Annotated in this window: 8 protein-coding genes; 2 read left to right on the top strand and 6 right to left on the bottom strand. The window is 71.8% G+C overall.

Features of this window, described 5'->3' with window-relative positions:
• Positions 1 to 242: 242 nt before the first annotated feature.
• The 6 genes from AB0G56_RS39765 to AB0G56_RS39740 all read right to left on the bottom strand — a co-directional run bounded on the left by AB0G56_RS39765 (position 243) and on the right by AB0G56_RS39740 (position 6,265).
• Positions 243 to 1,112 carry a pyrroline-5-carboxylate reductase dimerization domain-containing protein gene (locus tag AB0G56_RS39765; RefSeq protein ID WP_360980460.1) on the bottom strand — a complete coding sequence of 290 codons (870 nt, stop codon included), beginning with the start codon at positions 1,110 to 1,112 and terminating at the stop codon, positions 243 to 245.
• The gene (locus AB0G56_RS39760; protein WP_360980457.1) at positions 1,109 to 2,266 is read right to left on the bottom strand and encodes a pyridoxal phosphate-dependent aminotransferase; all 1,158 of its coding nucleotides are present in this window, start codon (positions 2,264 to 2,266) and stop codon (positions 1,109 to 1,111) included. The genes AB0G56_RS39765 and AB0G56_RS39760 overlap by 4 nt, the downstream gene beginning before the upstream one ends.
• A gap of 51 nt (positions 2,267 to 2,317) precedes the next feature.
• Positions 2,318 to 3,574 carry a glutamate-5-semialdehyde dehydrogenase gene (locus AB0G56_RS39755; protein WP_360980454.1) on the bottom strand — a complete coding sequence of 419 codons (1,257 nt, stop codon included), beginning with the start codon at positions 3,572 to 3,574 and terminating at the stop codon, positions 2,318 to 2,320.
• 2 nt (positions 3,575 to 3,576) lie between these two features.
• Positions 3,577 to 4,638, bottom strand: coding sequence for a glutamate 5-kinase (gene proB, locus AB0G56_RS39750; RefSeq protein ID WP_360980451.1), 1,062 nt, complete (start codon positions 4,636 to 4,638; stop codon positions 3,577 to 3,579).
• 72 nt (positions 4,639 to 4,710) lie between these two features.
• Complete coding sequence (locus AB0G56_RS39745) at positions 4,711 to 5,829, bottom strand: branched-chain amino acid aminotransferase (RefSeq protein WP_360980448.1); 1,119 nt, start codon at positions 5,827 to 5,829, stop codon at positions 4,711 to 4,713.
• Between the two features lie 37 nt (positions 5,830 to 5,866).
• Positions 5,867 to 6,265: a nuclear transport factor 2 family protein gene (locus AB0G56_RS39740; protein WP_360980446.1), complete on the bottom strand. Its 399-nt coding sequence runs from the start codon at positions 6,263 to 6,265 to the stop codon at positions 5,867 to 5,869.
• A gap of 303 nt (positions 6,266 to 6,568) precedes the next feature.
• On the opposite strand from AB0G56_RS39740, the gene AB0G56_RS39735 reads away from it, so the two are divergent.
• Entirely contained in the window at positions 6,569 to 7,513 is a 945-nt protein-coding gene (locus AB0G56_RS39735) for an ABC transporter ATP-binding protein (protein WP_360980443.1), read from the top strand.
• A gap of 80 nt (positions 7,514 to 7,593) precedes the next feature.
• On the top strand, positions 7,594 to 8,388 hold the full coding sequence (locus AB0G56_RS39730; RefSeq protein ID WP_360980440.1) for an ABC transporter permease: 795 nt from the start codon (positions 7,594 to 7,596) through the stop codon (positions 8,386 to 8,388).
• The last annotated feature ends 169 nt before the right edge of the window (positions 8,389 to 8,557 follow it).

Below are 8,557 nucleotides of genomic sequence, written 5' to 3'. Positions count from 1 at the left end.
CGGGTGCGCGCCCCACCGGCCCGGGGGGGGGGGGCGCGGTGCGCGCCGCGCCCCACCCCGGCGGTCTCAGCACGGCGTGGCAGGGTCGGCGGCCCGCCCCACGCCCGGCAGTGTGGTGGGTGGTCAGGCCGCGGGGATGCCCGCGGTACGGGCCGGTCCCGAGGGCGGAAGGCCCGCGCCCGGATCGTGGACCGCGCCGGCCAGTGAACCCATGACTGTCCCCGCCCGCGTGCGGGGCGTGCTCATTCCCCCGTCCCGGCGGACACGGACGTGCGCGGGCCGGCGTCCCCCGCCGGGCCGCCCGGGCCCGCCAGCAGGCGCCCCAGCGACAGAGCGACCGCCGCGTCGAGCGCCTGCCGCACGGCCCGCGGCAGGCCCGCGCCGTCCAGCGTGCGCAGCGCGGCCTCCGTCATGCCGGCCGGGGAGGCGACGCAGTCCACGACGGCGTCCGGCGTGGCTCCGGGCGCGGTGAGCAGGGCACCGGTGCCCCGGACGGCGTGGGCGGCCAGGGCCTCGGCGGTGGACGCCGGCAGCCCCTGCCCGGCGCCCGCCCGGGACAGCGCCTGCGCGAAGCGGGCGACGAGGGCCGGGCCCGCCCCGGACAGCGCGCTGACCGTCTCCATGACGTCCTCCTCGGCGGTCAGCACCTCGCCCAGCGGCGCGAACAGTTCCCGGGCGGCCGCGAGTGCCTCCGGCGGACAGCCCGGACCGCGGGCGAGGACCGTCATCCCCCGGCGCGCGGCCACCGCGACGTTCGGCACCGCGCGCACCACCGCGACCCCGGGCAGGGCCGCGGCCACCGCCTCGGTACGGCAGGAGGCGACCAGCGACACCAGCACGGGAGCGCCGCCGGTGAGAACGCCGGCCAGCGTGGTGAGCGCGGCCGGCGCCTCGTGCGGATGGACGGCGAGGACGACGACGTCCGCGCCGTCCACCGCCTCGGCCGGCGTCGTCGCCGCGCGGACGCCGAACTCCCCGGCCAGCGCCCGGGCCCCGGCCCCGGTCCGGGAGACGCCGCGGATCGAGTCCGGGGCCCCGCCCGCCGCGACCAGCCCGCTCACCACGGCCCGCGTGATGCGCCCGCAGCCGACGAACGCGACCGTCGCACTCACCGGGTCTCCTCGATGAGCGACGCCACCGCCGACACCCCGCGCACCAGCCGCTCCTCGCTCTCGGTCCCCACCGACACCCGGACGAACCGGTCGCAGGAGGCGCCGTACCCGATGCCCGGGACGACGGCGACCCGGTGCCGGGTGAGCAGCGTCTCGGCGAACTCCTCGGAGCCCAGCCGCGAGGCGCCCAGCGACGGGAACAGATAGAACGTGGCATCACCGGGAAGGCAGTCGACGCCGCGTTCGGCGAGCATCCCGGCCATCCGGTTGCGCAGCGAGACGACCCGCTGGATCTGCGGCCGGGTGTGTTCGAGGATGTTCTCGAAATGCTCCGCGAGGTAGTAGCTGAGAATCGTCGGCGCACAGGTCACCAGATGCTGCTGCAATTTGATGAGCTGATCGGTCAGCTGCCGGTTGGCCATCACGTACCCGATGCGCCAGCCGGAAATCCCGTAATTCTTCGACATGGAATTGCAGACGACCGTGTGCTGCTTGTCCGGATCGAGTGCGAGAAGCGAGACGAATTCCGTGCCGACGGGCACGAATTCGTGGTACGCCTCGTCGGCGATCAGGAACAGCCCGTGCCGTTCGGCCAGTTCGTGCAGCGTCCGCAGCTCCTCGGCGCCGAGCCTGCGCCCGCTGGGGTTGTGCGGGTTGTTGACGACGACGGCACGGGTGCGGGAGGTGACGTGGGAGGCGAGGTCCTCCACCGTGTCGTACCACGGGGTCATCACCGGGACACCGCGGGCCAGCCGCACCTGGTCGGGGTAGCTCACCCACAGCGGCTCCGGGATGATGACCTCGTCACCCGGCTCCAGCAGCGCCGTGAGCACCATGAAGATCGCGGCCTTGGACCCGGCCGTGACCAGGATCTCGTGGTCCGGGTCGACGCACGCACCCGAGGTGGACGCGTGGTACTTGGCCAGCTTCTCGCGCAGCAGCGGCAGACCGCGCGAGTGCGAGTAGTGGTGCAGCCGGGACGCCGGCAGCCCCTCGAAGGAGGGGACGGGCAGGTCGAAGAAGGCCTCCCCGAGCGACAGAGTGGTGACGTCGACCCCGGCCGCCTGCATCTCGTAGATCCGGTTGTTGAGTTTGATCGACGACGCCTCCTGGACCGTGTCCAGCAGACTCGCGTGGTGGAGCGGGGCCGTCACTGCTTCGCCTTTCGCAGGTGGGGGACGTGTGGTCGGGGCGCGCACGCGGGCTCAGATGACACGGATCTGCCCACTGCCCCACACGACGTTCTTGACGCAGGTCAGCGACTCCAGCCCCATCGGTCCGCGGGAGTGCAGCTTCTGCGTGGAGACGCCGATCTCCACGCCGTAGCCGAACTCGCCGCCGTCGGAGTAACGCGTGGAGGTGTTGACGAAGACGCTGCCGGAGTCGACCGCCAGGGCGAAACGGCGCGCGACGTCGTAGTCCTGGGCCACGACCGCCTCGGCGTTGCGGGTGCCGTAGCGGTCGATGTGCGCGATGGCCTCGTCGAGACCGTCGACCACCTTCACCGCGAGGATCAGGTCGAGGTACTCGGTCTCCCAGTCGCTGTCCCGGGCCTCCTTCGCACCCGGCCACACCTTACGGGTGTGCTCGTCCCCCCGGACGGCCACACCGAGGCCGTGCAGGGTGTCGAGCACCTCGGGGAGCCAGTCCCCGGCCAGGTCCCGGTGGACGAGCAGGGTCTCCACCGCGTTGCACACGCTGGGCCGCGAGGTCTTGCCGTTCACCACGATGTCGGTGGCGCGCGCGGGGTCGGCGCTCGCGTCGACGTAGACGTGGCAGTTTCCGTCGCCGTCGATCACGGTCGGCACGGTGGCGTTGTCCTTGACGGTCCGGATCAGGCTCGGGCCGCCGCGCGGGACCAGCAGGTCGACGTACCCGTCCGCGTGCAGCAACTCCATGGCGGCCTCGCGCGAGGTGTCCCGGATCAGCTGCACGGCGTCGTCGGGCACGTCGTCCCGGCCGCGCAGCACCTCGGCGAGGACGTCCGCGATCGCGGAGTTGGTGTGCTGCGCGATCGAGGAGCCCCGCAGCACGGCCGCGTTGCCGGACTTCAGACACAGCGCCGCCACATCGGCGGTGACGTTCGGACGCGCTTCGTAGATCACGGCGACGACCCCGAGCGGCTCCCGCACGTGCTCGATGCGCAGGCCGTTGGGCCGGGTACGGCCGCCCACCACCTGGCCCACCGGATCGGGCAGGTCGATGATCACGCGGATCGCCCGGGTCATCCCCGCGATGCGCTTGTCGGTCAGGGTGAGCCGGTCGATCAGGGTGGCGGAGGTTCCCGCTTCGCGCGCCGCCTCCACGTCACGGGCGTTGGCCTTCTTCAGGTCCTCGGCAGCCGCGTCGATCGCGTCGGCCATCTCCCCGAGGACCTGGTCCTTGACCTCGGTGGTCAGCTCCCGGATGACGGTGGACGCGGCACGGGCACGCCGGCAGATGTCGGTAACGGTGGCGGACACTCTCACTCCTCCAGGAGGCTGATGTATTCGGTGTGGTGAAGCACGGTCAGGTCGGCGGGGGCGCCGGCGAGGGCGGCCGCGGCCACCCTGGTACGTCCGCGGGCGACGGGCCGGCCCGCGGGACCGAGTACGTCGACGACGTCGTCCACGCCGAACTCCTCGTTCCCCATGGTGAGATGACGGACAGTCAGCGGCGCGCCGTCGGCCACCGGACGCCTGATGCCGGGGCCGCCGCGCAGCCGGGCGGCAGGCGGCGCCGACAGGGCGCGCCACAGCCGCCGCAGACCCGGCTGCTTGTCCCGGGGGCGGGCGCGCACGAGGGTGCCGATGTCCTCACCCCGCACCGCACGCACCACCGAGTCCTCGGCATCCGCGCCCGCGATCACCGTGGGTACGCCGGCCAGCGTGGCGATCCAGGCGGCGCACAGCTTGGCGGCCATGCCGCCGGTGCCCGGGCCCTGCCCGGCGGCGCCCGCGAGCCGCTCGACCTCGGGCGTCATGGCGTCCACCCGCGCAATGCGGCGCGCGTTCGCGTCCCGACGTGGATCGCTCTCGTACAGCCCGGGGACATCGGTGAGCAGCACCAGCCGCTCGGCGCCCAGTGAGGCGGCCAGCAGCGCCGCGAGCACGTCGTTGTTGCGCACCATGACGGTGTCGTTCTCGTTGACGACGGGCACCAGCCCCGAGTCGAGACAGGATTCGAGCGCGGCACGGACGCTGTCCCGGTGCTCCGGCCCGGTCACGTCGACCGGGGTGAGCAGTACCTGCGCGGCGGTCAGGCCGCGCTGCCGAAGGCTGCCGCGCAAGGCGTCGAACAGCAGCCCCTGGCCCACCGCGGCGGCCACCTGGCGTGCGGTGCCCGGCCGGACACTGGCCGGCAGCCGGCCGGTGCCGAGAGCGATGGCGCCCGAGGCGAGCAGCACGGGCCGGCGGCCGTCGGCCCGCAGCCGCACCACGGCGTCGGCGAGGGCGGACAGTTTCGCGGGGTCGGGCGCTCCCGCGGAGATGAGCGACGAGGTTCCGATCTTGATGACGACACGTTCCGGACGCATGCCGGACTGCATGGAACTCCCCCTGTTCCCTCGGACCGCGTCGACTGCGCGGCCGGTTCGCCAGGACCGACCCGGTCCTGGCGCTCACTGACCGGAGCCGACCAGGCTCTCCTGCGAGCGCGCGGGACCGGGCCGTGAGCCCTGGGTCCGGACCGTACGGAGCCAGCCCTCGGGGGCCGGCGCCCGCCCGGTGTGGATGTCGACCAGCGCGTCGCGCAGCGCGAGCGTCACGGGACCCGCCCGGCCCGTGCCCACCTGCCACGACTGCGCGCCGTCGCGGACCACGCCGACCGGTGTGACCACGGCGGCCGTGCCGCTGGCGAAGGTCTCGGTGATGGTGCCGTCGAGGCACTCCGCCTTCCACTGCCCGACCGAGACCGGCTCCTCGCGGACGGCGAGTTGCTGCCGGGCCGCCAGGTGCAGCAGCGAGTCGCGGGTGACGCCGGGCAGCAGGGTCCCGGTCGCGGGCGGCGTGATCACCTGCGCCGACGGACCACTGCCCCGGACGAAGAAGAGGTTCATGCCGCCGAGTTCCTCGACCCACCGACGCTCCACCGGGTCGAGCCACACCACCTGGTCGCAGCCGGCCTGCCGGGCCTGCTCCTGCGCCGCGTACGACGGCGCGTAGTTGCCGGCGTACTTGACGCCCCCGGTGCCGCCCGGCGCGGCGCGCGTGTGGTCACGGCCGACCCACACGGTGACCGGGTCGGGGCGGTCGGAGAAGAAGCCGCCCGTGACGAAGGCGATGAGCAGGAACGCGTACTGGCGGGCCGGACGGAGCGCCAGATGTGCCTCGCTGGCGTAGAGGACGGGACGCAGGTAGAGGCTCAGCCCCGGCTGGTCGGGCAGGCATCCGCCGTCGGCCGCGAGGAGCAGGTCCACCGCCTGGAGCAGGGTGTCGTCCGCCAGCGCGGGTACGGCGAGCCGTTCGGCGGAGCGGCGCAGCCTGGCCGCGTGGTCGTCCGGACGGAAGACCGCCACCGCGTCCTCCTCGCGGCGGTAGGCCTTCAGCCCCTCGAAGACGACCTGGCCGTAGTGCAGGCCGACCATCGCGGGAGACATGCGCAGGTCGCCGAAGGGCTCCAGCCGCGGGGCGGACCAGCCGTCCTGCCCGGTCCAGTGGGCGGTGACCATGTGGTGCGTGAACAGTTCGCCGAAAGGCACGCGTTCGGGTGTCGTATCGGTGACGGTGGAATGACGCATGACAGAAGGAATCCCCCGGTGATTTTTCCGCACCTGCTCAGACGAGCGGCGCGTAGAAGAATGTCTCGCGCAATGCGAAGGTGCCCGCCTGGGTCAGGCTGAAGAAGTCTGCGAATCGCACGGAAGTCTTCGTCCCGTCGCGCAGGACTCCTTCGAAGGTGCCGTGCACCGCGACCTCGCGGCCTTGCGCGACAATCTTCGAGAGATTGTGCCGGCCGCTCTCTATGACGCGGTCCTCGCGGTAGAAACGTTCCAGCTCGGCACGGCCGGAGAGCTTTTCGTACCCTGGCCTGTGATATTCGGCGTCGGGTGCGAACAAGCCCACGAGACCAGGTACGTCACCGGAATCGACAAGGCGGTAATAGGCGCGAACTCTGCTGACCGGATCGGCCGGTTCGGATTCCTTGGTGCCGGATGCATTCGTGACCTGAGACATGGTCCCCCAGATATCTCGGTTTGTCGTGCGTGCCCGTTTCAGGGCAGCGCGGAAGAACCTCTCGTCGGCGATGCGGAACTGAGACGAGGAACGGTTGGTGCGTTCGGCTGGGAACTGCCTTCCACTTTGCGCTGTCCGGGTGGATCAAGGCAAGAGTCAACGGGCAGTTGCCTAAGGTCTCGGTGAAAGTCCTGACTAAAGTAAGGTCGGATGCCTCCCGATGGACTGATGTGGTCGTGCCTGGTCAGGCCCTACGTTCGGTACGAGACAGAGAACGCTGGAACGGCTGGGAGTCCTCACACCATGATCACCCTGCAGGGTCTGACGAAGAGGTATGGCGGTCAGACCGCCGTGGACAATCTGTCCCTCACCATCGGTGCGGGCCGGGTCACCGGATTCCTCGGCCCCAACGGCGCGGGCAAGTCCACGACCATGCGGATGATCATGGGGCTGGACCACCCCACGTCCGGCCAGGCACTCGTCGGCGGCCGACGCTACGCCGAACTGGCCTACCCGCTGCGGGAGATCGGCGCACTGCTGGACGCCAAGGCGGTCCACCCCGGCCGCAGCGCGCGCTCTCATCTGCGTGCGCTCGCCCGCAGCAACGGCATCCCCGCGCGCCGGGTCGACGAGGTCCTGGAGACCGTGGGTCTGACCTCGGTGGCCGGCCGCCGGGCCGGCTCCTTCTCCCTCGGCATGGGGCAGCGCCTCGGGATCGCGGCGGCCCTCCTGGGCAACCCCGGCGTCGTCATGTTCGACGAGCCCGTCAACGGCCTCGACCCCGACGGCGTGCGCTGGATCCGGGGCCTGATGCGCGGTCTCGCCGCCGAGGGGCGCACGGTGTTCGTCTCCAGCCATCTGATGAGCGAGATGCAGCTGACCGCCGACCACCTGGTGGTCATCGGCAAGGGCCGGCTGATCACCGAGACCTCCGTCCAGCAGCTCATCGACAGCAGCTCCCTCAACGCGGTGCGGGTGCGCGGCCCCGAGCAGGAGGGGCTGCAGAAGCTCCTGGCCCGGCTGCACGAGTGGGCGGTGCCCGCCCGCTGGGAGAGCCACAACGAGCTGTACATCACCGGAGTCACCGTCGACCGTGTGTCGGACCTCGCCTACGAGATGGGCGTCCGCCTGCACGAAGTCCGCAGCGTCGAGGCGTCCCTGGAGCAGGCGTACATGGAACTCACCGCGGACAGCGTCGAGTTCGGGGCGTCCTCCGGCCACCAGGGGCATCCGGGCGCCGGACGGTGAGCGCCCCGCTGAACGCGCCACCCACCCCAGAACTCCACGCGACCGCGTCGCACCGTTGAGAGAGCTCAAGGATTCTCGTCATGACGACATCAATGCCCACGACCGCCGGCCCGTCGGTCCGCGCCTCCGGCGGCGGGCTGCCCGGTGCCGTGGCAGCCGAATGGATCAAACTCTGGTCCGTCAGGTCCACATGGTGGTGCCTGCTCGGCGGTGCGGGGCTGATGCTGCTCACCACCCCGATCATCGGCGCCACCATGGCGAACAACAAGGAGAAGGGCCATACGGTCCCGGTCGACGAAGTCGCCGTGTCCACCGTGTACGTCGCCCAGTTCGCCCTGATCGCCCTGGCCATGCTGATGGTCACCTCCGAGTACACCTCGGGCAGCATCCGCACGACGCTTCAGTCCGTGCCCATGCGAGGCCGGCTGCTGGCGGCCAAGACCGCGGTGGCCGGTGTGGTGAGCCTGCTCGCCGGGATCGTGTTCGGCCTGATCGGAGTGGGAGTCGCCACGCTGTCGCTGGGTGACAAGGCGGAGTCGGCCGGCGCCGGCGCACTGGGCAGCGCCCTGCGCATCGGGGTGTACCTCGCGCTCATCGCCGTACTGACGATGGCGGTCGCCGTCGGACTGCGCAGCGCCGCCGGCACGCTCACCATCGTCTTCGTCGGACTGACCGTCATGCCGCTCGTTCTGCAGGCCTCCGACATCGATCCGCTGGTGTCCCTCGCGGAGCGGATGCCGAACTCGGCGGGCACCGTCTTCATGAACGCGAGCACCACACCGTACGGGCCGGGAGCGGGGCTGCTGCTCCTGGTCCTGTGGGCTCTGGCGGCCCAGGCGGCGGGCTACTACGCCCTCCGCAGGCGCGACGCGTGACCTCGCGCCGAGCCCGAGCGCGTTCCGGCCACTGACCGGGACGTACGGGGGCGTCGCTCCACCGGGGATCCCCCGCTCGGTGGGCGGCGCCCTCTTTTCTGACGTGCGGCGCCACCCCGTGTGCCGCACACACTCGGCGGGATTCCGGGCCGGGCACGCCCCGGCCCGT

Source organism: Streptomyces sp. NPDC021356, from assembly GCF_040641015.1.
Classification (GTDB): domain Bacteria; phylum Actinomycetota; class Actinomycetes; order Streptomycetales; family Streptomycetaceae; genus Streptomyces.
Note: the sequence above shows the minus strand (reverse complement) of the source record. Positions and strands in the feature narration are given on the sequence as shown.

Excerpts from the sequence above, each read along its gene's own strand:
- proB (WP_360980451.1), bottom strand. The coding sequence starts at position 4,638 with ATGCAGTCCGGCATGCGTCCGGAACGTGTCGTCATCAAGATCGGAACC.
- AB0G56_RS39745 (WP_360980448.1), bottom strand. The coding sequence starts at position 5,829 with ATGCGTCATTCCACCGTCACCGATACGACACCCGAACGCGTGCCTTTC.
- AB0G56_RS39740 (WP_360980446.1), bottom strand. The coding sequence starts at position 6,265 with ATGTCTCAGGTCACGAATGCATCCGGCACCAAGGAATCCGAACCGGCC.
- AB0G56_RS39735 (WP_360980443.1), top strand. The coding sequence starts at position 6,569 with ATGATCACCCTGCAGGGTCTGACGAAGAGGTATGGCGGTCAGACCGCC.
- AB0G56_RS39730 (WP_360980440.1), top strand. The coding sequence starts at position 7,594 with ATGACGACATCAATGCCCACGACCGCCGGCCCGTCGGTCCGCGCCTCC.